Source organism: Pseudomonas sp. s4, from assembly GCF_046764235.1.
GTDB classification, from domain to species: Bacteria; Pseudomonadota; Gammaproteobacteria; order Pseudomonadales; family Pseudomonadaceae; genus Aquipseudomonas; species Aquipseudomonas asiatica.
Window position 1 is genome coordinate 5081642 of sequence record NZ_CP177209.1, and the last position, 21187, is coordinate 5102828.

Annotated in this window: 20 protein-coding genes and 1 tRNA gene; 15 read left to right on the forward strand and 6 right to left on the reverse strand. The window is 64.1% G+C overall.

Translation table 11 applies throughout. The features are described from left to right. Positions 1-271 precede the first annotated feature (271 nt). Entirely contained in the window at positions 272-1876 is a 1605-nt protein-coding gene (gene nadB / locus ACK56M_RS23565; RefSeq protein ID WP_013974000.1) for an L-aspartate oxidase, read from the forward strand. 258 nt (positions 1877-2134) lie between these two features. Here nadB and ACK56M_RS23570 read toward each other — a convergent pair whose 3' ends face one another. Beyond that, positions 2135-2599 carry a protein YgfX gene (locus tag ACK56M_RS23570; protein ID WP_015271601.1) on the reverse strand — a complete coding sequence of 155 codons (465 nt, stop codon included), beginning with the start codon at positions 2597-2599 and terminating at the stop codon, positions 2135-2137. Then, the gene (locus tag ACK56M_RS23575; RefSeq protein WP_003252043.1) at positions 2583-2837 is read right to left on the reverse strand and encodes a succinate dehydrogenase assembly factor 2; all 255 of its coding nucleotides are present in this window, start codon (positions 2835-2837) and stop codon (positions 2583-2585) included. The genes ACK56M_RS23570 and ACK56M_RS23575 overlap by 17 nt, the downstream gene beginning before the upstream one ends. A gap of 133 nt (positions 2838-2970) precedes the next feature. Here ACK56M_RS23575 and ACK56M_RS23580 point away from each other — a divergent pair, with 133 nt between their 5' ends. Both ACK56M_RS23580 and ACK56M_RS23585 read left to right on the forward strand, forming a co-directional pair. Next, on the forward strand, positions 2971-3912 hold the full coding sequence (locus tag ACK56M_RS23580) for a YgfZ/GcvT domain-containing protein (RefSeq protein WP_054573505.1): 942 nt from the start codon (positions 2971-2973) through the stop codon (positions 3910-3912). A 55-nt stretch (positions 3913-3967) separates the two neighbouring features. Beyond that, complete coding sequence (locus ACK56M_RS23585; protein ID WP_015271603.1) at positions 3968-4774, forward strand: HDOD domain-containing protein; 807 nt, start codon at positions 3968-3970, stop codon at positions 4772-4774. Positions 4775-4900: 126 nt separating this feature from the next. Here the strand turns inward: ACK56M_RS23585 and ACK56M_RS23590 are convergent, their stop codons facing one another. Both ACK56M_RS23590 and ACK56M_RS23595 read right to left on the reverse strand, forming a co-directional pair. After that, positions 4901-6280: a sensor histidine kinase gene (locus tag ACK56M_RS23590; RefSeq protein ID WP_015271604.1), complete on the reverse strand. Its 1380-nt coding sequence runs from the start codon at positions 6278-6280 to the stop codon at positions 4901-4903. Continuing rightward, positions 6273-6944 (reverse strand): response regulator, encoded by a 672-nt coding sequence (locus ACK56M_RS23595; protein WP_013974005.1) that lies wholly within the window; start codon positions 6942-6944, stop codon positions 6273-6275. The genes ACK56M_RS23590 and ACK56M_RS23595 overlap by 8 nt, the downstream gene beginning before the upstream one ends. Before the next feature lie 200 nt (positions 6945-7144). Here ACK56M_RS23595 and ACK56M_RS23600 point away from each other — a divergent pair, with 200 nt between their 5' ends. The 5 genes from ACK56M_RS23600 (at position 7145) to ACK56M_RS23620 (ending at position 12640) form a co-directional block, all read left to right on the forward strand. Next, positions 7145-8434 (forward strand): OprD family porin, encoded by a 1290-nt coding sequence (locus ACK56M_RS23600; protein WP_015271605.1) that lies wholly within the window; start codon positions 7145-7147, stop codon positions 8432-8434. 46 nt (positions 8435-8480) lie between these two features. After that, positions 8481-9461, forward strand: coding sequence for a Bug family tripartite tricarboxylate transporter substrate binding protein (locus ACK56M_RS23605; RefSeq protein ID WP_013974007.1), 981 nt, complete (start codon positions 8481-8483; stop codon positions 9459-9461). Positions 9462-9639: 178 nt separating this feature from the next. Continuing rightward, positions 9640-10098, forward strand: a complete 459-nt coding sequence (locus ACK56M_RS23610; RefSeq protein WP_015271606.1) for a tripartite tricarboxylate transporter TctB family protein — start codon at positions 9640-9642, stop codon at positions 10096-10098. A 3-nt stretch (positions 10099-10101) separates the two neighbouring features. Then, the gene (locus ACK56M_RS23615) at positions 10102-11616 is read left to right on the forward strand and encodes a tripartite tricarboxylate transporter permease (protein WP_013974009.1); all 1515 of its coding nucleotides are present in this window, start codon (positions 10102-10104) and stop codon (positions 11614-11616) included. Further along, positions 11609-12640: an AbrB family transcriptional regulator gene (locus ACK56M_RS23620; protein ID WP_015271607.1), complete on the forward strand. Its 1032-nt coding sequence runs from the start codon at positions 11609-11611 to the stop codon at positions 12638-12640. The genes ACK56M_RS23615 and ACK56M_RS23620 overlap by 8 nt, the downstream gene beginning before the upstream one ends. A gap of 120 nt (positions 12641-12760) precedes the next feature. Here the strand turns inward: ACK56M_RS23620 and ung are convergent, their stop codons facing one another. Beyond that, positions 12761-13453 carry a uracil-DNA glycosylase gene (gene ung / locus ACK56M_RS23625; RefSeq protein ID WP_015271608.1) on the reverse strand — a complete coding sequence of 231 codons (693 nt, stop codon included), beginning with the start codon at positions 13451-13453 and terminating at the stop codon, positions 12761-12763. 126 nt (positions 13454-13579) lie between these two features. Here ung and ACK56M_RS23630 point away from each other — a divergent pair, with 126 nt between their 5' ends. Then, positions 13580-14686, forward strand: a complete 1107-nt coding sequence (locus ACK56M_RS23630; RefSeq protein ID WP_015271609.1) for an enoyl-CoA hydratase/isomerase family protein — start codon at positions 13580-13582, stop codon at positions 14684-14686. A 147-nt stretch (positions 14687-14833) separates the two neighbouring features. On the opposite strand, the gene ACK56M_RS23635 is transcribed toward ACK56M_RS23630, so the two are convergent. Then, on the reverse strand, positions 14834-15286 hold the full coding sequence (locus ACK56M_RS23635) for a lipoprotein (RefSeq protein WP_015271610.1): 453 nt from the start codon (positions 15284-15286) through the stop codon (positions 14834-14836). A gap of 143 nt (positions 15287-15429) precedes the next feature. Between ACK56M_RS23635 and ACK56M_RS23640 the strand changes: the two genes are divergently transcribed. The 6 genes from ACK56M_RS23640 to ACK56M_RS23665 all read left to right on the forward strand — a co-directional run bounded on the left by ACK56M_RS23640 (position 15430) and on the right by ACK56M_RS23665 (position 20945). After that, positions 15430-15642 carry a cysteine-rich CWC family protein gene (locus tag ACK56M_RS23640; protein WP_039613741.1) on the forward strand — a complete coding sequence of 71 codons (213 nt, stop codon included), beginning with the start codon at positions 15430-15432 and terminating at the stop codon, positions 15640-15642. 9 nt (positions 15643-15651) lie between these two features. Further along, positions 15652-16344, forward strand: coding sequence for a pseudouridine synthase (locus ACK56M_RS23645; RefSeq protein WP_015271612.1), 693 nt, complete (start codon positions 15652-15654; stop codon positions 16342-16344). A gap of 430 nt (positions 16345-16774) precedes the next feature. Beyond that, positions 16775-17662: an alpha/beta fold hydrolase gene (locus ACK56M_RS23650; RefSeq protein ID WP_013974016.1), complete on the forward strand. Its 888-nt coding sequence runs from the start codon at positions 16775-16777 to the stop codon at positions 17660-17662. A gap of 111 nt (positions 17663-17773) precedes the next feature. Next, positions 17774-17847 (forward strand) — tRNA-Gly (locus ACK56M_RS23655). A gap of 165 nt (positions 17848-18012) precedes the next feature. Next, positions 18013-19719, forward strand: a complete 1707-nt coding sequence (locus tag ACK56M_RS23660) for a SulP family inorganic anion transporter (RefSeq protein ID WP_054573857.1) — start codon at positions 18013-18015, stop codon at positions 19717-19719. A 215-nt stretch (positions 19720-19934) separates the two neighbouring features. Further along, positions 19935-20945 carry a DUF4917 family protein gene (locus ACK56M_RS23665; RefSeq protein ID WP_411959099.1) on the forward strand — a complete coding sequence of 337 codons (1011 nt, stop codon included), beginning with the start codon at positions 19935-19937 and terminating at the stop codon, positions 20943-20945. Positions 20946-21187 lie beyond the last annotated feature (242 nt).

The window sequence follows — 21187 nt, forward strand, 5'->3', positions numbered from 1 at the left end:
ATAATCAGGTTTCGAGTACGCAGGGACAGCCCGGACAGGCCTGCCGCCCTGCGTCGCCGCGGCAAGTTGTGGCGCGTGGGCAGCCTTCATAGGATTTCCGGCCATGTCGGAAAGTTCCCACAAAGGTTGTCGCGACCAGGCAAGTGGCATGGAAATTGGCCACCCGGGGCTGCTATAAAGGCAACCCGGCCAGCTTTTACGATAGTTTCACAATGCCATCGGCGCGTGACTATTGTGCCGCGCCCCTTCCAAAGAATACTAGTGTCCCGACATGAGCCAACAATTCCAACATGATGTCCTGGTGATCGGCAGCGGTGCCGCCGGTCTCAGCCTGGCACTGAACCTCCCCAGCCACCTTCGAGTCGCCGTACTCAGCAAGGGCGACCTGGCCAACGGCTCGACCTTCTGGGCCCAGGGCGGTGTCGCGGCGGTGCTGGACAATACCGATACCGTGCAGTCGCATGTCGAGGACACCCTCAATGCCGGCGGCGGCCTTTGCCATGAAGACGCCGTGCGCTTTACCGTCGAGCACAGCCGCGAGGCCATCGAGTGGCTGATCGAGCAAGGCGTGCCCTTTACCCGCGACGAGCACTACAGCGTCGACGACGGCGGCTTCGAGTTCCACCTGACCCGCGAAGGCGGCCATAGCCACCGGCGCATCATCCACGCCGCCGACGCCACCGGCGCAGCCATCTTCACCACGCTGCTGGAGCAGGCCCGCAAACGCCCGAATATCCAGTTGCTGGAGCAACGCGTGGCGGTCGACCTGATCACCGAACGCCGCCTCGGCCTGCCCGGCGAGCGCTGCCTGGGTGCCTACGTGCTCGACCGCAACACCGGCGAGGTGGACACCTTCGGTGCGCGCTTCACCGTGCTGGCCACTGGCGGTGCGGCCAAGGTGTACCTGTATACCAGCAATCCCGACGGTGCCTGCGGCGACGGCATCGCCATGGCTTGGCGGGCTGGCTGCCGGGTGGCGAACCTGGAGTTCAACCAGTTTCACCCGACTTGCCTGTACCACCCACAGGCCAAGAGCTTCCTGATCACCGAAGCCCTGCGTGGCGAAGGTGCCCTGCTGCGCCTGCCCAATGGCGAACGCTTCATGCCACGCTTCGACCCGCGCGAAGAACTGGCGCCGCGCGACATCGTGGCCCGCGCCATCGACCACGAGATGAAGCGCCTGGGCGTGGACTGCGTATACCTGGATATCACCCACAAGCCGGTCGACTTCATCAAGAGCCACTTTCCCACCGTGTATGAGCGCTGCCTGGCCTTCGGCATCGACATCACCCGTCAGCCGATCCCGGTGGTGCCAGCGGCGCACTACACCTGCGGAGGGGTGATGGTCGACGACCGCGGCCACACCGACGTGCCGGGCCTGTATGCCATTGGCGAAACCAGCTTCACCGGCCTGCACGGCGCCAACCGCATGGCCAGCAACTCGCTGCTGGAATGCTTCGTCTATGGCCGTGCCGCCGCCGCCGACATCCAGGCGCACCTGGATGAGGTGACCATGCCCAAGGCCTTGCCCGGCTGGGACGCCAGCCAGGTCACCGACTCGGACGAGGACGTGATCATTGCGCACAACTGGGACGAACTGCGGCGCTTCATGTGGGACTACGTAGGCATCGTGCGAACCAGCAAGCGCCTGCAGCGAGCGCAGCATCGCATTCGCCTGCTGCTGGACGAAATCGACGAGTTCTACAGCAACTACAAGGTCAGCCGCGACCTGATCGAATTGCGCAACCTGGCGCAGGTGGCCGAGTTGATGATCCTGTCGGCCATGCAGCGCAAGGAAAGCCGCGGACTGCATTACACACTGGATTACCCGGGGATGCTGGACGAGGCCAAGGACACCATCCTTAGTCCGATCTAAGTCCGGCCCCTGGCGCGGCAATTTCAGCGCCTGCGAGATCGAGCGCCGCCCGCGCGGCGCTCCGCAGCACAAGGCTGCTCCTACATCTGTTTCGGGCCAGTAACGCCTGTGCCTGCGCACGCGACCGCCAGGGGCCGCGTGCCGCGCTCACAGGAATAACTGGCCCGAAACAAACGGTAGGAGCAGCCTTGTGCTGCGAAGCGCCGCGCGGGCGGCGCTCGATCTTGCAGGCGCTGAAGTTGCCACGACGAACACCTGTCAGCCCTGACTCGCCCCCACCCCTGCCCACCTGCGCCGGCTGAACTTCAACCGCACCCGCAAACGCCGGTGCTCATCAGCCCCCAGCGCATCACGCGGCACACATTGGCTCTCCCCCAACCAGCGCCCCGCCCGCACAAAGCGCAACACCACCAGCGCCGGCAACGCCACGCTGTCCCGGCACAAGCGCACCGGCTGCCAGCCACGGGCACGGCTGAACACCTGCCAGCCGCGCACATCACGGCGCAGGCCGACAACGGCATGCTCATGCGTCAGCAGAATACGTCGGGGAATGGCCCAGCCAGCGTGGGCAATACAGGCGGCGACAACTGCAAGGGCCGACCACCCGGGCAGCGGGCTCGCCCATACGGCGAACCACGCCAGTACCTGGCAACCCAGGTAGACCGCCAGCAGCAGGCGCGAGCCTTGCCAGCGGCACTCGAAGCACTCACTTGGGCTGGACACGATCCAGGATGATGCGGACCATGCGCTGCAGCTCCGGGTCTTCGGACTCGGTGCGCTCCATGAACCAGCCGAACATGTCCTGATCCTCGCAGCTCAACAGACGCACGTAGAGTTCGCGGTCGGTTTCGTTGAGCGTGGGGTAGACTTCCTGGGTGAAAGGCACCAGCAGTACGTCCAGTTCCAGCATGCCGCGGCGGCTGTGCCAGAAAAGCCGGTTGAGTTCAGTTTGTTCGACCATGGGGCCCTCCTCGAATGGCCCGCCAGTATACAGCCAGGCGAGCGAAGCGACACCGGGCGTTGGTCTAGTCAACTACCTATTTTGTTACCGGCGTTCTATGATGGCCGCCAGTCTTTAGCCACCGCGATGACCCATGGCCGATTCCGCTTTCTTCTGCCCCCTGTCCCACGAGGGCATCCTCGCCGTCCGCGGCTCCGATGCAGGCAAGTTCCTGCAAGGCCAGCTGACCTGCAACATCAACTACCTCAGCCCGGAACACGCCAGCCTCGGCGCCCGCTGCATGGTCAAGGGGCGCATGCAGTCGAGTTTCCGCATCCTGCCCGAAGGCAACGGCTACCTGCTGGCCATGGCCAGCGAGCTGCTCGACGCCCAGCTGGTCGACCTCAAGAAGTACGCCGTGTTCTCCAAGGCCACGCTGACCGATGAAAGCGCTGCCTGGGCACGCTTCGGCCTGCAAGGCGGCGATGCGGCGCTGCAGGCCCTGGGGCTCGATGTGCCTGCGGCAGCCGGTAGCACCGTGCGCCACGACGGGTTGATCGCCATCGCCGTGTCCGCCGACCGCGTGGAACTGTGGGTACCGGCAGACAACGCCGACCGCGTTCGCCAGGCGCTGGCCACCGCGCTGCCCGAAGGCAGCCTGGACGACTGGCTGCTGGGTCAGATTCGCGCCGGTATAGGCCAGGTCATGGGGCCGACCCGCGAGCTGTTCATCCCGCAGATGATCAACCTGCAGGCCGTCGACGGCGTCAGCTTCAAGAAAGGCTGCTACACCGGTCAGGAAATCGTTGCCCGCATGCAGTACCTGGGCAAGCTCAAGCGCCGCCAGTACCGCCTGGCACTGGACCAGCAGGCCATTCCGGCCCCGGGCGTCGAGATTTTCTCGCCCACCCATGGTTCGTCGGTCGGTGAAGTGGTCATTGCTGCCAGCAACGGCACAGGCTGCGAACTGCTCGCGGTGCTCAGCGCCGAAGCGGTGGAAGACGACAACCTGCACCTGGGCAGCCTCGATGGCCCACGCCTGCAGGTGTTGACCCTGCCCTACGAACTGGACCGCGACCGGGAAATCCAGCGCTGACCAGCCTGCCCCGCCTACATGGCGGGGCCGCACCACCACTGCGGTAGACACGCCCATGAACAAGCTGGCCGAGATGGTTCAAGCACAGTTGCTCGATGCCATCGAAAAGGATGACCTGGTCCTGCCGACCCTGCCGGAGGTTGCCTTGAGCATCCGCGAGGCGGCGGAAGACAGCGAGATCAGCGTAGCGGCCCTGAGCAAGGTGATCGGTCGCGATGCGGCCCTTTCAGCGCGCCTGATCAAAGTCGTCAACAGCCCGCTGCTGCGCGCGGCGGTCGAGGTCACCGACCTGCACACCGCCATCACGCGGCTGGGCATCAACTACAGCTGCAACCTAGCCATTGGCCTGGTGATCGAGCAGATTTTCCACGCACGGGCGCCGGCTGTGGAGCAGAAGTTACGCGATATCTGGGCCAACAGCCTGGATGTGGCGGGCATCAGCTACGAAATCTGCCGACGCTTTACACAACTCAAACCCGACCAGGCCACCCTCGGCGGGCTGGTCAACCAGATTGGCGCGCTGCCGGTACTGATCTACGCCGAAGAGCACAACGAACTGCTGTCGGACCCAGTGTGCCTGCATTATGTGATCGAGCAGATCCAGCCAGTGCTGGGCGACAAGATCCTCAAGGCCTGGGAGTTTCCGGAGCAACTGGTCAACCTGCCGAGCCAGGTGCAGGACCTGGACCGGCAGACTGACAAGATCGACTACATCGACATCGTGCAGATCGCCCGCTGCATCAGCCAGCGAGGCCGCCACCGGCCGCTGGCGGCACTGCCGGCATACCGCCACCTGGGCCTGCCGTACGGCACCGAGCTTGAAGTGGGTGAACTGATCGAGGCGCGGAGCATGTTGCGCTGACCGGTGTCAGCCTGTTCGGCCCTATCGCCGGCAAACCAGCTCCCACAGGGATAGCACATGACTTGAGGTCAATGCAGTCGAGGTGGGAGCTGGCTTGCCGGCGATAGGGCCGGTACAGGCAACACATCAATCCGCGATAAAACTCACCCGCACCCGCAACCCGCCCTTCGCACCGTCATGCAGGCTCACCTGTGCCAGGTGCGCCCGGCAGATCTCGCCGACAATCGCCAAGCCAAGCCCACTGCCCTGCGCACTGCGCCGGTAGAAGCGCTCGAACACCCGCTCACGCTCGGCCTCGGGAATCCCCGGTCCGTCATCCTCCACCTCCAGTACCGCCGGCGTCAGCACTCGCAAGATCACGTTGCCGCCAGTCGGCGTATGCGCCAAGGCATTGTCCACCAGGTTGCTCAACAGCTCGTTGAGCAGCGTCGGCTCCCCCTTCAGCCACACCGGCGCCTCGGCCTCCAGGGCCAGCGCCACCCCGCGTTTGTGCGCCAGCGGTGCCATGGCCATGCCCAGCTCACGAGCCAACTGACTCAGGTCCAGGCGCTGCGCGCCGCCTTCTGCAATCGCCCGCGCACCGTTCTCGACCCGCGCCAGCGACAGCAGCTGGTTGGCCAGATGGGTCAGCCGGTCGGTGCCCTGGGCCGCGGACTCCAGTGTCTGCCGCCACTCCTGCGGCTCGGCCGAGCGCAGGCCCAGCTCGACACGTGCCTTCAGCGCTGCCAGTGGCGTGCGCAACTCGTGGGCAGCGTCCGCGATGAACTGCGCTTGGCGCTCGAACTGGCCGCGCAAACGCTCAGTGAAATGGTTCAAAGCCCGCACCAGTGGGCCCAGCTCACGCTGCACCTGCACCACCGGCAAGGCCCTCAGGTCGTCCGGCTGGCGCTCTTCCACCGCCGTGCGCAGGCGCTCCAGCGGTCGCAACGCGGCACTCACGGCAAACCACACCATCACCAGCGCGCCCAGCGCCAGCATCCCCAGGCGCAGCAGGGTATCGGCCATCAGGCCACGGGCCATGCGCACCCGCGCTTCCTCGGTCTCGGCCACACGGATTTCCGCCATGCCGTTCATGTTCGGCTCGCTCACCGGCTTCAACAGGCTGACCACGCGCACGTCCTGGCCCAGGTAGGTGGCGTTGTAGAACCGCGCCAGCGCCGGGTAATCGTCGGTACGCGGCGTGCCCGGCGGCGGCGCTGGCAGGTTCTCGTAGCCGGAAATCAGCCGCTGCTGGATGTCCAGCACCTGGTAGTAGATTCGCCCGGCACTGTCGTAGGCGAAGGTGTCCAGGGCCACGTAGGGCACATCCGCGCTCAGCGAACCGTCACGCTGGGACAGGCCTGCGGCAATGGTCCTTGCCGAGGCCAGCAGGGTCCGATCGTAGGCGGTGTCGGCGGCCTCACGGCCGTTCCAGTAGGCGCTCAGGCCGCTGGCCAGCATCAACACCACCAGCAGCAAGGCCAGGTTGCCGAGCAAGCGCCCACGCAGGCTGCCGTTGTCACGCATCGCGGTGCTCGAGCAGGTAGCCCAGGCCACGGAAGGTGACAATCGCCACCGGGTGGCCGTCAAGCTTCTTGCGCAGGCGGTGGATGTAGATTTCGATGGCATCAGGGCTGGCTTCTTCGTCCAGGCCAAACACCTGGGCGGCCAGTTGCTCCTTGCTCATCACCCGGCCCGGCCGGGCGATCAGCGCTTCCAGTACGCTTTGTTCGCGAGAAGTCAGGGTCAGGTTGTCGCCACCCAAGGTGAAGCGCCGGGTATCCAGATCGTATACCAACGGCCCGCAGCGTTGCTGGCGCTCGCCACCGAGCACGCTGCGCCGCAACAGGGCCTTGACCCGTGCTTCCAGCTCGGTCAGCTCGAACGGCTTGGCCAGGTAGTCGTCGGCGCCCAGGTTCAGCCCATGAACCCGGTCCTTGACGTCGCTGCGCGCGGTCAGCATCAGCACCGGCAGGGTCTTGCCACGGCCGCGCAGACGCGCCAGCACCTCGAAGCCGTCCATGCGCGGCAAGCCGACATCCAGCACGGCCACGGCGTACTCCTCGCTGGCCAGGGCCAGGTCGGCGGCCACGCCGTCATGCAGCACATCCACGGTCAGGCCATGGCTTTTCAAGGCCTGGGCCACGCTTTCAGCCAGTTGCAGGTGGTCTTCGACCAGCAGCACACGCATCGGATTCTCCCTGCTCGGGTGGGACGGTGGCGCGGAGTGTACCGCTGTCGGCAGGCCTGTGAAGCCCTGTCGACAAACCTTTCACGCTGAAAGGTTAGCGAAAGGTTGGTTACCTAGCATCGCACCACGGTCGCCCTACGCGCCGAAAAAAAGCACCAGCAAGGTGCAACGAATAAGAACAATAAACGGAGCCATCAGTGATGCTGTCATCGCAGCCGCAGGCGTTCGCGCCTACCCGTTCCTTTGCCGCACGCCCTTCCGCCATCGTCAGTGCCCTTGCGCTTGCCGGTGTCGCGCCGATGAGCCAGGCCGCCTTCTTCGAAGACAGCACGGCCACCTTCGAAACCCGCAACATGTACTTCAACCGCGATTTCCGCGACGGCACCAGTGCACAGCAATCCAAGCGCGACGAGTGGGCCCAGGGCTTCATGCTCAACTTCGAGTCTGGCTACACCGATGGCACCGTGGGTTTCGGCCTGGATGCGCTGGGCATGCTCGGCATCAAGCTCGACTCCAGCCCAGACCGCACCGACACCGGCCTGCTGCCGACGCACGATGACGGCAAGGCCGCCGACGAGTACTCCAAGCTCGGCCTGACCGGCAAGGTGAAGGTGTCGCAGACCGAACTGAAGATCGGCACTCTGATCCCCGAACTGCCGACCCTGCAGCCCAACGATGGCCGCATCCTGCCGCAAACCTTCGAAGGCGGCCTGCTCACCTCGAAGGAGGTCAAGGGCCTGACCTTCACCGGAGGCCGACTGGACAAGGCCAAGGACCGCAACGACACCAACTGGGAAGACCTGGCCCTGAACAACAAGAACGGCCGCTTCGGTGGCTCGTTCAGCGCCGACAACCTGGACCTGGCCGGCCTCGACTACCAGTTCACCGATCGCATCACCGGCAGCTACCACTTTGCCCAGCTCGACGATATCTACCGCCAGCACTTCATCGGCATGGTCGCCACCCAGCCATGGGGCCCCGGCACCTTGGGCGCCGACCTGCGCCTGGCCGTGAGTGACGACGCCGGCGCCGCCAAGGCCGGCAACATCGACAACACCACCTTCAATGGCATGCTCAGCTACGCCCTGGGCGGGCACAAGGTCAGCGCCGCCTGGCAGCAATTGTCAGGCGACAGCGCCTTCCCGTACGTCGATGGTGCCGACCCGTACCTGGTCAACTTCGTCCAGATCAACGACTTCGCAGGCGCCGACGAACGCTCCTGGCAGGCGCGCTACGACTACAACTTCGCCGCGCTCGGCGTGCCCGGCCTGACCTTCATGACCCGCTACATCAGCGGCGACAACGTCAGCCGCGCCGCCGGTGGCGAGGGCAAGGAGTGGGAACGCGATACCGAGATGAAGTACGTGGTACAAAGCGGCCCGTTGAAGAACGTCGCCGTGCGCCTGCGCAACGCCACCTTCCGCTCCAACTTCGCCCGCGACGCGGACGAGGTGCGGCTGCTGGTGAGCTACAGCGTGGCGCTGTGGTAACCCCATAGCGATAACTTGATAACAACAACGCTCACGGAGAAAGACGATGACCTACTCACTGCGCCGCCTCGTCCTCGCTACCGGCTGCCTGCTGTTGGCCGGCAACGCCCTCGCTGCCGAACCGAAACGCCCCGAATGCATTGCTCCCGCCTCGCCCGGCGGCGGCTTCGACCTGACCTGCAAGCTGGTGCAGAGCGCCCTGGTGCAGGAAAAAATCCTCACCAAGCCGATGCGCGTCACCTACATGCCCGGCGGTGTCGGTGCGGTGGCCTACAACGCCGTGGTCGCCCAGCGCCCGGCCGATGCCGGCACCCTGGTGGCCTGGTCCAGCGGTTCGCTGCTGAACCTGGCCCAGGGCAAGTTCGGCCGCTTCGACGAGAACGCGGTGAAATGGCTGGCCGCCGTCGGCACCAGCTATGGCGCCATCGCAGTGAAAAGCGACTCGCCCTACAAGACCCTCGACGACCTGGTCGCAGCGTTGAAGAAAGACCCGAGCAAGGTGGTAATCGGCTCCGGCGGTACCGTCGGCAGCCAGGACTGGATGCAGACCGCCCTGATTGCCAAGGCCGCCGGCATCAACCCGCGTGACCTGCGTTACGTCGCCCTGGAAGGTGGCGGCGAGATCGCCACGGCGTTGCTGGGCGGGCATATCCAGGTAGGCTCGACCGACATCTCCGACTCCATGCCGCACATTCAGAGCGGCAACATGCGCATCCTCGCGGTGTTCTCGGAAAAGCGCCTGGACGAGCCCGAGATGAAAGACATCCCCACCGCCAAGGAACAGGGTTACGACATCGTCTGGCCAGTGGTACGCGGCTTCTACCTGGGGCCAAAGGTGAGCGACGAGGAATACGCCTGGTGGAAGCAGTCATTCGACAAGATGCTGGCTTCGGAAGACTTCGCCAAGTTGCGTGACCAGCGCGAACTGTTCCCGTTCGCCATGACCGGTGCAGAGCTGGACGGCTATGTGAAGAAGCAAGTGGCTGACTACAAGACACTGGCCAGGGAGTTTGGCCTGATCCAGTAACACGCCAACGCCGTTCGCTCCATGTAGGAGCGGCCTTGTGTCGCGAAAGGGCTGCGAAGCAGCCCCAGCGATTTGTGCAGCGATGCTGAAATCCTGGGGCCGCCTTGCGACCCATCGCGACACAAGGCCGCTCCTACAAAGGATCTGCGTCTTGCCGATGAACAACGAGGATTCCTTCATGATCCTGCAACGCATCTTCGCCCTGGCCCTGCTGGCGGTGTGCGCCGCCCTGGCCGTGATGGCCTGGCCTTACCAGGCGGCGTTTTCCTATGAACCGGTGGGCCCGCGCGCCTACCCGCTGTTGACGCTCGGCCTGCTCGGCCTGGGCCTGCTGTACCTGGTGTTCCGCCCCACCCCCATCGTGCGCAAGGACGACGAACCGGAACTGGACCGCGAGACCCTGATCAAGATCGCCGCCTGCGTCGGCCTGCTGATCGTGTTCGCCAGCACCTTCGAAGCCCTGGGCTTCATCCTCAGCGCCATCCTGGTCGGCGTGCCCATGGCCCGCCTGTACGGCGGCCGCTGGCTGCACAGCGCCATCGTGGTGGCGGGCATGAGCCTGTTTCTCTACTGGCTGTTCGACCGCGTGATGGACGTGCCCCTGCCCCTTGGCCTGCTGAGCGTACTGGAGAACTGACACATGGATACCTTGAGCTACCTGGGCCAGGGCTTCGGCGTCGCCCTGTCCCCTTACAACCTGGTCACCGCCCTCACCGGCACGCTGATCGGTACCGTGGTCGGCCTGCTGCCGGGCCTGGGCCCGATCAACGGCGTGGCCTTGCTGATCCCCATCGCCTTCGCCCTCGGCCTGCCGCCGGAATCGGCGCTGATCCTGCTGGCAGCGGTGTACCTGGGCTGCGAGTACGGCGGACGCATCAGTTCGATCCTGCTGAACATCCCCGGCGAAGCCTCGACCGTGATGACCACTCTCGATGGCTACCCGATGGCCCGCAATGGTCTGGCTGGCGTAGCGCTGTCGCTGTCGGCCTGGAGTTCGTTCATCGGTGCGCTGATCGCCACCTGCGGCATGGTGCTGTTCGCACCGCTGCTGGCGAAATGGGCAATCGCCTTCGGCCCGGCGGAGTACTTCGTGCTGATGGTGTTCGCCATCGTCGCCCTCGGCGGCATGGCCGGCGACAAGCCGCTGAAAACCTTCATTGCCGCTTTGATCGGCCTGTTCCTGTCGGCAGTCGGCATCGATGCCAACAGTGGCGTGTACCGCTTCACCGGCGACAGCGTGCACCTGGCCGACGGCATCCAGTTCGTGGTACTGGTGCTGGGCCTGTTCTCCATCAGCGAAATCCTCCTGCTGCTGGAAAAGACCCACCATGGCCACCAGGCAGTCAAAGCCACCGGCCGCATGCTGTTCAACTTCAAGGAAGCGGCCTCGGTGTTCGTGGTCAATATCCGCTGCGGCTTGCTTGGCTTCATCATGGGTGTGCTGCCTGGTGCCGGTGCAACACTGGCGAGCGCCGTGGCCTACATGACCGAAAAACGCCTGGCGGGCGACAAGGGCAAGTTCGGCAAGGGCGACGCCCGCGGCCTGGCCGCACCGGAAACCGCCATCGGCGCCTCCTGCTGTGGCGCCCTGGTACCGATGCTGACCCTGGGCGTACCTGGCTCGGGCACCACCGCGGTGATGATCGGCGCGCTGACCTTGTACAACATCACCCCAGGCCCGCTGTTGTTCGAACAGCAGCCAGACATCGTCTGGGGCCTGATCGCCTCGCTGTTCGTCGCCAACATCATGCTGGTGATCCTCAACATCCCGATGATCCGCATCTTCACCCGCATCCTCGCCGTGCCAAACTGGGCGCTGGTACCGGTGATCGCCATCATCACCGCGATCGGCGTTTACGCCGTGCATGCCACTACCTTCGACCTGTTCCTGATGGTCGGTATCGGCATCATGGGCTATATCCTGCGCAAGCTGGACTTCCCGCTGTCGCCGATCCTGCTCGGTTTCATCCTCGGTGGGTTGATGGAGCAGAACCTGCGCCGGGCGCTGTCGATCTCCAACGGCGAACTGGGCATCCTCTGGTCGAGCCCGATCAGCATGTCGGTATGGGTACTGACCATTTGCATGCTGACCCTGCCGCTGCTGCGCATCTGGCGCAAACGCAGCCTGCAGCGCCGGGCGATGGCCGATGCCTGATCGCTCGTTGCCGTTGTTTGTCGCGACCGGGCTGGTCGGCCTTGCTGGCGGTTTTGCCGCCAGCAAGGTCGGCTGGCCTTTGCCGTGGATGGTCGGCTCGTTGCTGGCGATCATCCTGGTGCGCTGCCTGACACCCTGGCAGCTGCCGGAAATCCCCAATGGCCGCAAATGCGGGCAATGCATCATCGGTATCGGCATTGGCCTGCACTTCACCCCGGCGGTGATCGAGCAGGTGGCCAGCCATTTCGCACTGATCTTCTTCGGCGCGCTGTTCACCACCTTGTCCAGCGTGATCAGCGTATGGCTGCTGCGGCGCACCGGTGAAGACCGTGCCACGGCGTTCTTCGCCAGCATGCCGGGCGGTTCGGGGGAGATGGTCAACCTTGGCGCCCGCAATGGCGCAGTGCTCAGCCAGGTGGCGGCGGCGCAAAGCCTGCGCGTACTGGCGGTGGTACTGTGCGTGCCGGCGCTGTTCAAGTTCCTGCTGGGTGACGGGGTACCGCTGAATCACACCGGCAGTGTGAGCTGGGGCTGGCTGGCGCTGACTGCACCGCTGGGCGTTGCCGTCGCCCTGCTGTGGCAGCGCTTGCGCCAGCCCAACCCGTGGTTGTTCGGGCCATTGTTGGTCGCAGCCACCGTGAGCCTGGCGGGCGACCTGCAGATAACCCTGCCCAATGGCGCCAGCCAGATCGGCCAGTGGTTGATCGGCAGCGGCCTGGCCTGCCACTTCAACCGCGCGTTCTTCCGCCGCGCACCGTCGTTCCTTTGCCGCACCCTGGTGGCCACGGCGTTGTGCATGGCGATTGCCGGCAGTGCCGCATGGGTGCTGAGCATGATGACCGCGCTGGATCTGCGTTCGCTGACATTGGGGATGATGCCGGGCGGAATTGCCGAGATGAGCCTGACGGCGGAGACCCTGCAGCTGTCGGTGCCGCTGGTGACGGCGCTGCAGGTGATGCGCTTGTTGTTTGTGCTGTTTCTGGCAGAGCCGTTGTTCCGGGTGTGGAACGCCAACCCGGAATAATCGCGTCGCCTGCTTCGCGGGCTTGCCCGCTCCCACAGGTACTGCATCGCCCTCAAGGCAGGTGCTATCCCTGTGGGAGCGGGCAAGCCCGCGAAGCAGGCGACGCGTTCTTTCAGGTGATCACAGCGGTGGCAATGCCCAGTTGATCGGCGCCAGCCCGCGCTGCTGGAGGAAACTGTTGGCCCGGCTGAAATGCCCGCACCCCAGGAACCCACGGTAAGCCGACAACGGTGATGGATGCACCGATTTCAGCACCAGGTGCTTGGTCCCGTCGATCAGCTTCTGCTTGCTTTGCGCATGCGAGCCCCACAGCAGGAACACCACGTTCGGGCACTGCTCGCTAACCACCTGGATGATCCGGTCGGTAAAGAACTCCCAGCCCTTCTTGGCATGCGACGCGGCATTGGCACGCTCCACGGTCATGGTCGTGTTGAGCAAAAGCACGCCCTGCTCGGCCCAGCTCTGCAGGTAGCCATGACTGGCAATCGGGATGTTCAGGTCGCGCTGCAGCTCCTTGTAGATGTTGACCAGCGAAGGTGGCGTGGCCACGCCCGGTTGCACCGAGAAGCACAGGCCATGCGCCTGACCCGGCCCGTGGTAAGGGTCCTGGCCAAGGATGACCACCTTCACCTGCTCCAGCGGCGTCGAGTTGAGCGCGTTGAAGATCAACGGCCCTGGCGGGTAGATCTCTTTGCCGGCGGCGTACTCGCTGCGCAGGAACTCGCGCAACTGATGCATGTAGGGCTGGTCGAATTCCGCGCGCAAGGCGGCCTTCCAGCTGGGTTCGAGTTTGATGCGATCGTCGTCAGTCATGGGGCCTTCCATAAACAATGGCGCGACACTAGGTAAGCCCTTCCCGCTTGTCAAACGATCCGACCGACGACCGGCATGTTCGGCCAGGCAAGCCATACTTGGGCGATGACTTGCGCGAGGTAGTCCATGGCCATTCATTGCGAGGTACTCACCGGCGCCGATGGCGCCCGCATCGGCATCGCCACCCTGGATGCGCCCAAGGCGCTCAATGCGCTGAGCCTGCCGATGATCGAGGTATTGGGCGAACAGTTGCACGCCTGGGCTCGCGACCCGGGAATCGTCTGCGTGCTGCTGCGCGGCAACGGTGCCAAGGCCTTCTGTGCCGGCGGTGATGTGCGTGCGCTGGTACAAGCCTGCCGCGACCACCCTGGTAGCGTGCCCCCGCTGGCCGCCACCTTCTTCGCCGCCGAATACCGCCTGGACTTTGCCCTGCACACCTATCCCAAGCCGTTGCTGTGCTGGGGGCACGGGCATGTGCTGGGTGGTGGCATGGGCCTGCTGCAGGGCGCCAATGTGCGTATTGTCACCCCCAGCAGTCGGCTGGCCATGCCGGAAATCAGCATCGGCCTGTACCCGGACGTGGGCGCCAGCTGGTTCCTTGCCCGCCTGCCGGGCAAGCTGGGGTTGTTCCTCGGCCTGACAGGCGCGCCGATCAATGCCCACGACGCCCTGGACCTGGGCCTGGCCGACCGCTTTCTGGGTGAGCACCAGCAAGAGGCGCTGATCGAGGAACTGCTGCAGCTGAACTGGCAGGAACAAACTACCCTGCAACTGAACAGCCTGCTCAAGGCCGAACAGCACCGCGCCTGCGCCGAGTTGCCCCAGGCCCAGTGGCTGCCGCGGCGACAGGTAATCGATCAGTTACTCGACGTGGCCGACGCAGCAGCCGCCTGGCGTGCGCTGGAGGGGCTCAAGCACCACGACGACCCGCTGCTGGCAGATGCCGGCCAACGGTTGCATGAAGGTTGCCCGCTGACCGCACACCTGGTGTGGGAACAGATCCGCCGGGCACGGCAGCTGTCGTTGGCGCAGGTGTTTCAGATGGAATACAGCATGAGCCTGAACTGCTGCCGCCACCCGGAATTCAGCGAAGGCGTGCGTGCGCGCTTGCTGGACAAGGACAACCAGCCGCACTGGCACTGGCCCGATGTGGCGCAAGTGCCGGCGGCGGTGGTGGAGGCGCATTTTGCCAAGGTGTGGGAGGGGCGGCATCCGCTGGCGGATCTCGGGTAGCTTCGAGAAGTTGGGGCTGCATTGCAGCCCATCGCGACACAAGGCCGCTCCCACAGGTACAGCGATGGTTTCCAATGCTGCGCCGTACCTGTGGGAGCGGCCTTGCGTCGCGAAAGGGGCGCAACGCGCCCCCGGTTTTCAATTCACCTACCGCTGCCAGTTCCCCCCTTGCCCGTGCCCACGCCGCCCGTCCCCGCGTCGGTCACTATCCCCCCGCCCGCTAGAGTGCCAACGGTCATTCTGCTGGTAGCGCTGGCTGCCACCGCGATAATCATGACGGTCCCGGTCGCGCCCATAGTCATACCGCTGGCGGTTGCCATAGTCGTTTCGTGGGTTGCCATACCATTGCTTCATCCCCGGCTGCGGATGAGACCGGTAGTGAGGCGCGGGCGCCGAGCGGTAGTAGTAGCGTGGCGCAGGCTGATAGTAATAACGGGGCTGCGGCGCTACGTAATAGCGGTCATAGCGGTAATAATCCGGTGACACATAACGGTCGGAGTAGTAGTGGTCCGATCGGTAATAGCCCCCGCTCTCGTAGTACGGAACGCAGGCGGAAGTCATCAGCCCCAGCAGGGCGATCAACAGGATTCGATAGGACATGGCGGCCTCCTGGACCGCTGGAGTGCCCGAACAGCGGCGCTGGCGAGCATCGATGCGAAATGCGATCATCGACGTTGAATAAGACAGTGCCGCCAAGGTGCAGTGCCATTTCTGCAACAATTTGATACAGGTGAGCGGCAGCCATGCCCGACAACCAGCACTGCCCCGCTTGTGGCGCCCTCAACCAGTGCAGCTTGGCCGATCCGCGCCGGGCCACCCAGGCCTGCTGGTGTTACAGCGTGACCATCGACCCTGCCGTGCTCAAGGCCCTGCCCGCCGAGCTGCGCGACAAAGCCTGCCTGTGCCCGCGCTGCGCCGCCGTCGAAGAACAACTTCGCTCCCCCGCTTCCGACTGACCGTTTGCCATGCGCCTCGACCGTTTCCTCGCCAACCTGCCCAGCCACAACCGCCAGCAAGTCCGTCTGATGCTGGCGCAACGCCGCGTGCGGGTGGATGGCCAAGTGGTCAGCGACCCACTGGCCGAAGTGCGCGAATTCAGCCGCGTGGAGCTGGACGACCAACTGCTGCAGGCTGGCCGCCCGGCACGCTACCTGATGTTGCACAAGCCCGCAGGCTGCGTCAGCGCCACCCAGGACCCGCAACACCGCACCGTGCTCGACTTGCTGCCAGCCGGTTTGCGTGAGGACCTGCATATTGCCGGGCGCCTGGACTTCAACACCACGGGCTTGATGATCCTGACCAACGATGGCCAATGGTCACGCCGGCTTACCCAGCCCGCGACCAAGCTGCCCAAGCACTACCTGGTGCAAACCGAGGACGAGATTGGCGAGCACTATGTGGCCAAGTTCCTCGAGGGCTTCTACTTCGCTTTCGAAGACCTCACCACCCTGCCCGCCCAGCTGGACATCCTCGGGCCGCGCCAGGCACGGCTGTCGATCGTCGAAGGGCGCTATCACCAGGTGAAGCGCATGTTCGGCCATTTCGACAACAAGGTGGTGGGGTTGCATCGGGAGAGCATGGGGGCGATCCGGCTGGACCCGGGGTTGGCGCCAGGGGCGTTTCGTGAGCTGACGGCGGATGAAATAGCGACGGTCTAGGTTGGCTGTTCCGGCCTCTTCGCGGGCTCGCCCGCTCCCACAGGGGCCGCGTAGCACGCAAAGCCTGACTCGAAACGTGGAAAGGGCCGGACCAGACAGATCAGGGTCGTCATACGACCGCTCAGCGACAAAAGTCACATTTTCCCCCGAACGGCACTTGCGGGATTCCCGACCCACTGCTTGAATCCAAATCGTCAGTCTGCATGTGACTACCAAGTCACGACCGCAGTCGCAGACACTTTTTGCCGGCCACCCAAGGCCTCGATGCCTTGGGGCACGGCGAATTGCCCGCCAAAAACAATACCGTCGACGCACGTGCCAAGGATCGACACAGGGCCCCCCGGTTTCTCTTCAGGCAAATGCCTACCTGTCATAAAGAACGTGCACCCTAGGTGACGCGAATACCCTTTTTGCGCCAGGAGTCGATGACATGAGGCCAGAAATCGCTGTACTTGATATCCAAGGTCAGTATCGGGTTTACACGGAGTTCTATCGCGCGGATGCGGCCGAGAATACGATCATCCTGATCAATGGCTCGCTTGCCACCACGGCCTCGTTCGCCCAGACGGTACGTAACCTGCACCCGCAGTTCAACGTTGTACTGTTCGACCAGCCATACGCGGGCAAATCCAAGCCGCACAATCGCCAGGAACGCTTTATCAGCAAGGAGACCGAAGCGCATATTCTCCTCGAGCTGATCGAGCACTTCCAGGCAGACCACGTGATGTCGTTCTCGTGGGGTGGCGCAAGTACGCTGCTGGCGCTGGCGCACCAGCCGCGGGGCGTGAAGAAGGCAGTGGTGAGTTCGTTCTCACCGGTGATCAACGAACCGATGCGCGACTACCTGGACCGTGGTTGCCAGTACCTGGCCGCCTGCGACCGTTATCAGGTCGGCAACCTGATCAACGACACCATCGGCAAGCACCTGCCGTCACTGTTCAAGCGCTTCAACTACCGCCATGTCAGCAGCCTGGACAGCCACGAGTATGCGCAGATGCACTTCCACATCAACGAGGTGCTGCAACATGACCTGGGGCGGGCGCTGGATGGTGCACGCAATATCGACATCCCGGTACTTTTCATCAATGGTGACCGCGACGAGTACACCACGGTCGAAGATGCGCGGCAGTTCAGCAAGCACGTGGGACGCAGCCACTTCAGCGTGATCCGCGATGCAGGCCACTTCCTGGATATGGAACACAAGGCCGCTTGCGAGGACACTCGCAGTGTCATGCTGGGGTTCCTGAAGCCAACCGTGCGTGAACCTCGTCAACGTTACCAGCCTGTAAAACAGGAGCAGCATGCATTGGCCATCTGAGCAACTCGGCGTCGTGTGGCTCAAACCCGCAAACCATGGGGCGCCGACAAGCTTTTTAATAACTTGGGCTTCTAATTCGTTGAGGGTTCTGGTAAAAAGTGCTGCGCAAACGCGGGTATAGTTTAGTGGTAAAACGAAAGCTTCCCAAGCTTTAGTTGAGGGTTCGATTCCCTCTACCCGCTCCACATCGCATTCCCGCATGGCGTTCCAGCAACGTCATCGCTGTCAAAAGGAGCCCAGGCTCCTTTTTTCGTTTCTCCCCCCTCCCTTTGACCTGCCCCATGGCCATTTGCCTGCCGATCCGCTTCAATGCGTGGATGGATTCGTGAAGCATTTCGAAAGGACGACGCATGTTTCTCTCCCGCTGGCTACCGGGCCTTGCCAACCTGCTGCACTACCGCCGCGAGTGGTTCCACGCCGACCTGCAGGCCGGCCTCTCGGTGGCGGCGATCCAGATTCCCATTGCCATCGCCTACGCGCAGATCGTCGGCCTACCGCCGCAGTACGGCCTGTATGCCTGTGTGCTGCCGATGATGGTCTATGCCCTGATCGGAAGCTCGCGCCAGCTGATGGTCGGCCCAGACGCCGCCACTTGCGCGATGATCGCCGGCGCCGTGGCGCCGTTGGCCATGGGCGAACCGCACCGGATTGCCGAGCTGTCGGTGATCGTCACCTTGCTGGTCGGGGTAATGCTGATCGCGGCCGGGGTGGCCCGGGCCGGGTTCATCGCCAGCTTCTTCTCGCGGCCGATCCTGATCGGCTATCTCAACGGTATCGGCCTGAGCCTGATCGCCGGGCAGTTGTCCAAGGTGGTGGGGTTCAAGATCGAGGGCGACGGTTTCATCCTCAGCCTGATCAACTTCTTCCAGCGCCTGGGCGAAATCCACTGGGTGACGCTGCTCATCGGCATCGCCGCACTGGGCCTGCTGATCTGGCTGCCACGACGCTACCCCCATCTGCCTGCGGCGCTAACTGTAGTGGCGCTGTTCATGCTGCTGGTCGGCCTGCTCGGCCTCGACCGCTTTGGCGTCGCCATTCTCGGCCCGGTACCTGCCGGCATCCCGCAGCTGGCCTGGCCACACAGTAACCTGGCAGAAATGAAAAGCCTGCTGCGCGACGCCCTGGGTATCGCCACCGTCAGCTTCTGCAGCGCCATGCTCACCGCACGCAGCTTTGCCGCCCGGCACGGCTACGCGATCAACGCCAACCACGAATTCGTCGCCCTGGGCGTAAGCAATCTGGCTGCCGGGGTTTCCCAGGGCTTTGCCATCAGCGGTGCAGACTCGCGCACTGCGGTCAACGACATGGTCGGTGGCAAGAGCCAACTGGTGGGCATCATCGCAGCACTGGTCATCGCCCTGATCCTGCTGTTCTTCACCGCGCCGATGGCGTGGATCCCGCAGGCCGCGCTGGGTGCCGTGCTGCTGATGGCAGGCTGGGGGCTGATCGACATCAAGTCGCTGAAGCATATCCGCCGCCTGAGCCGCTTCGAGTTCTGGCTGTGCCTGCTGACCACGGTCGGTGTGCTGAGCCTGGGCGTGCTTCCCGGCATCGTGTTTGCCGTGACCCTGGCGATCCTGCGCCTGCTGTACAGCATCTATCAGCCCACCGACGCGGTGCTTGGCTGGCTGCCCGGCACCGAAGGCCAGGTGGACATCCGCAAACACAAGGATGCCCGCACCGTGCCAGGCCTTGTGGTGTACCGCTTCGACGACGCGATCCTGTTCTTCAACGCCGACTACTTCAAGATGCGCCTGCTCGAAGCGGTGCAGAGCCAGGAACGGCCCAGGGCCGTGCTGTTCGATGCCGAAGCGGTAACCAGCATCGACGTCAGCGGCATCGCCGCCCTGCGCGAAGTGCGCGACACCCTGGCCGCGCAGGGCATCTTCTTCGCCATCGCCCGCGCCCGCGGCACATTCCTGCGCATGCTGGTGCGTTCGGGGATGGCCCGGGAGATGGAAGACAAACTGCTGTTCGGCTCGGTGCGGGCGGGCATTCGCGCCTATCGGGTTTGGCGTAACAGGAGTCGCGTTGAGCAACGGGCTGAACAAGGTTGAAGCATTGCGTCGTTGCTACTGGCCATATCGCCAGCAAGCCGGCTCCCACAGGTACTGCACTGCTCTCAAGGCCTGTGGCGAACCGTGGGAGCTGGCTTGCCGGCGATAGGGCCAGTACAGGCTGCACAAAGCAGTTGCCTGGACACCAACCCTCGCACACTTTGCATGACATGCTAAAGTCGCCCCCGTTCCCGCTCCACCCAACGGACCCCAGCATGCCCGCACTAGACGCCACCCTCCCCCCCTGGCCGGAACTCGCCGCCCGCCACCCTTGCGACGCCCTGCTGCTGGGCAACGGCGCCAGCCGCGTGCTGTGGAAGCCGTTCGGCTACTTCTCGCTGTTCGAGGAAGCGCAACGTGCCGGGCGCAAGAAAGGCCTGGCCGTCAGCGACCAGGCACTGTTCAAGTCACTGGGTACGGAACTGTTCGAGCCGGTGCTCAGCGCCCTCAACACCACCGTGCGCACCAACGCCGCGCTGGCCATCAACTCCACCGCGCCGCTGAATCGCTACTACTCGATCAAGGAAGCGCTGATCCACGCCGTACGCACGGTGCACCTGCCGTGGCCACTCATGCCGGCCACGACCCTGGCAACCCTCAACCAGGCGCTGCGTGGCTACCGCAGCGTCTACACCAGCAACTATGACCTGCTGCTACCGTGGGCCGTGCAACACGCCCCGCAGGGTTTCGCCGAACTGTTCGACGAGCAAGGCTTCTTCGACGTGCGCCGCACCAACGGCGAAGGCACGCGGGTACTGCACCTGCATGGCGGCCTGCACCTGCTCAAGCTGCCCGACGGCACCACCCGCCAACGCAGTGCCGACAGCGCCGAACTGCTCGATGGTTTTGCCGTGAACATCCCGGGCGAAGTGCCGCTGTTCGTCAACGAAGACCGCAGCGACGAGAAGCTGCGCGCCATCCGCAACTCTGACTACCTGGGCTGGTGCCTGGGGCAACTGGCGCGGGAAAGCCAGGGGCTATGCCTGTTCGGGCTGCACCTGGACAGCAGTGACCAGCATCTGCTCGAAGCCATCCGACAGGCCCGGCCGAAGCATCTGTCGATTGCCATACGGCCGTTGAGCGAGGCATCGGTGATCAACCAGAAGCAGCATTTTGTCGACAGGTTCGGGGATATGCCGGGGACGGTGCTGCACTTCTTTGATGCCAGTACGCACCCGTTGGGGCAAGCAGCGTTGGCTATTGAAGCACCGCTCACCCACAGGTGAAGTGGACCGCCGGCAAGCCAGCTCCCATAGAACAACACATGACTCATTGGTTCTGCGAGATTCTGTAGGAGCAGCCTTGTGCTGCGAAGAGGCCGGTACTGACAAAGCCTGTCTGTTGCTTGTACCGGCCTCTTCGCAGCACAAGGCTGCTCCTACAAAGGACGCGTCAGACGAGCGAAATATGTTCTCTGCGCGACAGCGCAGCCCAAAAGGGCTGGGCAATCTCCCACAGGGATCGCGCA

What these genes read in the sequence shown, in the direction of transcription:
- nadB (WP_013974000.1), top strand. Translation starts at nt 272, where the DNA reads ATGAGCCAACAATTCCAACATGATGTCCTGGTGATCGGCAGCGGTGCC.
- ACK56M_RS23575 (WP_003252043.1), bottom strand. Translation starts at nt 2,837, where the DNA reads ATGGTCGAACAAACTGAACTCAACCGGCTTTTCTGGCACAGCCGCCGC.
- ACK56M_RS23580 (WP_054573505.1), top strand. Translation starts at nt 2,971, where the DNA reads ATGGCCGATTCCGCTTTCTTCTGCCCCCTGTCCCACGAGGGCATCCTC.
- ACK56M_RS23585 (WP_015271603.1), top strand. Translation starts at nt 3,968, where the DNA reads ATGAACAAGCTGGCCGAGATGGTTCAAGCACAGTTGCTCGATGCCATC.
- ACK56M_RS23590 (WP_015271604.1), bottom strand. Translation starts at nt 6,280, where the DNA reads ATGCGTGACAACGGCAGCCTGCGTGGGCGCTTGCTCGGCAACCTGGCC.
- ACK56M_RS23595 (WP_013974005.1), bottom strand. Translation starts at nt 6,944, where the DNA reads ATGCGTGTGCTGCTGGTCGAAGACCACCTGCAACTGGCTGAAAGCGTG.
- ACK56M_RS23600 (WP_015271605.1), top strand. Translation starts at nt 7,145, where the DNA reads ATGCTGTCATCGCAGCCGCAGGCGTTCGCGCCTACCCGTTCCTTTGCC.
- ACK56M_RS23605 (WP_013974007.1), top strand. Translation starts at nt 8,481, where the DNA reads ATGACCTACTCACTGCGCCGCCTCGTCCTCGCTACCGGCTGCCTGCTG.
- ACK56M_RS23610 (WP_015271606.1), top strand. Translation starts at nt 9,640, where the DNA reads ATGATCCTGCAACGCATCTTCGCCCTGGCCCTGCTGGCGGTGTGCGCC.
- ACK56M_RS23615 (WP_013974009.1), top strand. Translation starts at nt 10,102, where the DNA reads ATGGATACCTTGAGCTACCTGGGCCAGGGCTTCGGCGTCGCCCTGTCC.
- ACK56M_RS23620 (WP_015271607.1), top strand. Translation starts at nt 11,609, where the DNA reads ATGCCTGATCGCTCGTTGCCGTTGTTTGTCGCGACCGGGCTGGTCGGC.
- ung (WP_015271608.1), bottom strand. Translation starts at nt 13,453, where the DNA reads ATGACTGACGACGATCGCATCAAACTCGAACCCAGCTGGAAGGCCGCC.
- ACK56M_RS23630 (WP_015271609.1), top strand. Translation starts at nt 13,580, where the DNA reads ATGGCCATTCATTGCGAGGTACTCACCGGCGCCGATGGCGCCCGCATC.
- ACK56M_RS23635 (WP_015271610.1), bottom strand. Translation starts at nt 15,286, where the DNA reads ATGTCCTATCGAATCCTGTTGATCGCCCTGCTGGGGCTGATGACTTCC.
- ACK56M_RS23640 (WP_039613741.1), top strand. Translation starts at nt 15,430, where the DNA reads ATGCCCGACAACCAGCACTGCCCCGCTTGTGGCGCCCTCAACCAGTGC.
- ACK56M_RS23645 (WP_015271612.1), top strand. Translation starts at nt 15,652, where the DNA reads ATGCGCCTCGACCGTTTCCTCGCCAACCTGCCCAGCCACAACCGCCAG.
- ACK56M_RS23650 (WP_013974016.1), top strand. Translation starts at nt 16,775, where the DNA reads ATGAGGCCAGAAATCGCTGTACTTGATATCCAAGGTCAGTATCGGGTT.
- ACK56M_RS23660 (WP_054573857.1), top strand. Translation starts at nt 18,013, where the DNA reads ATGTTTCTCTCCCGCTGGCTACCGGGCCTTGCCAACCTGCTGCACTAC.
- ACK56M_RS23665 (WP_411959099.1), top strand. Translation starts at nt 19,935, where the DNA reads ATGCCCGCACTAGACGCCACCCTCCCCCCCTGGCCGGAACTCGCCGCC.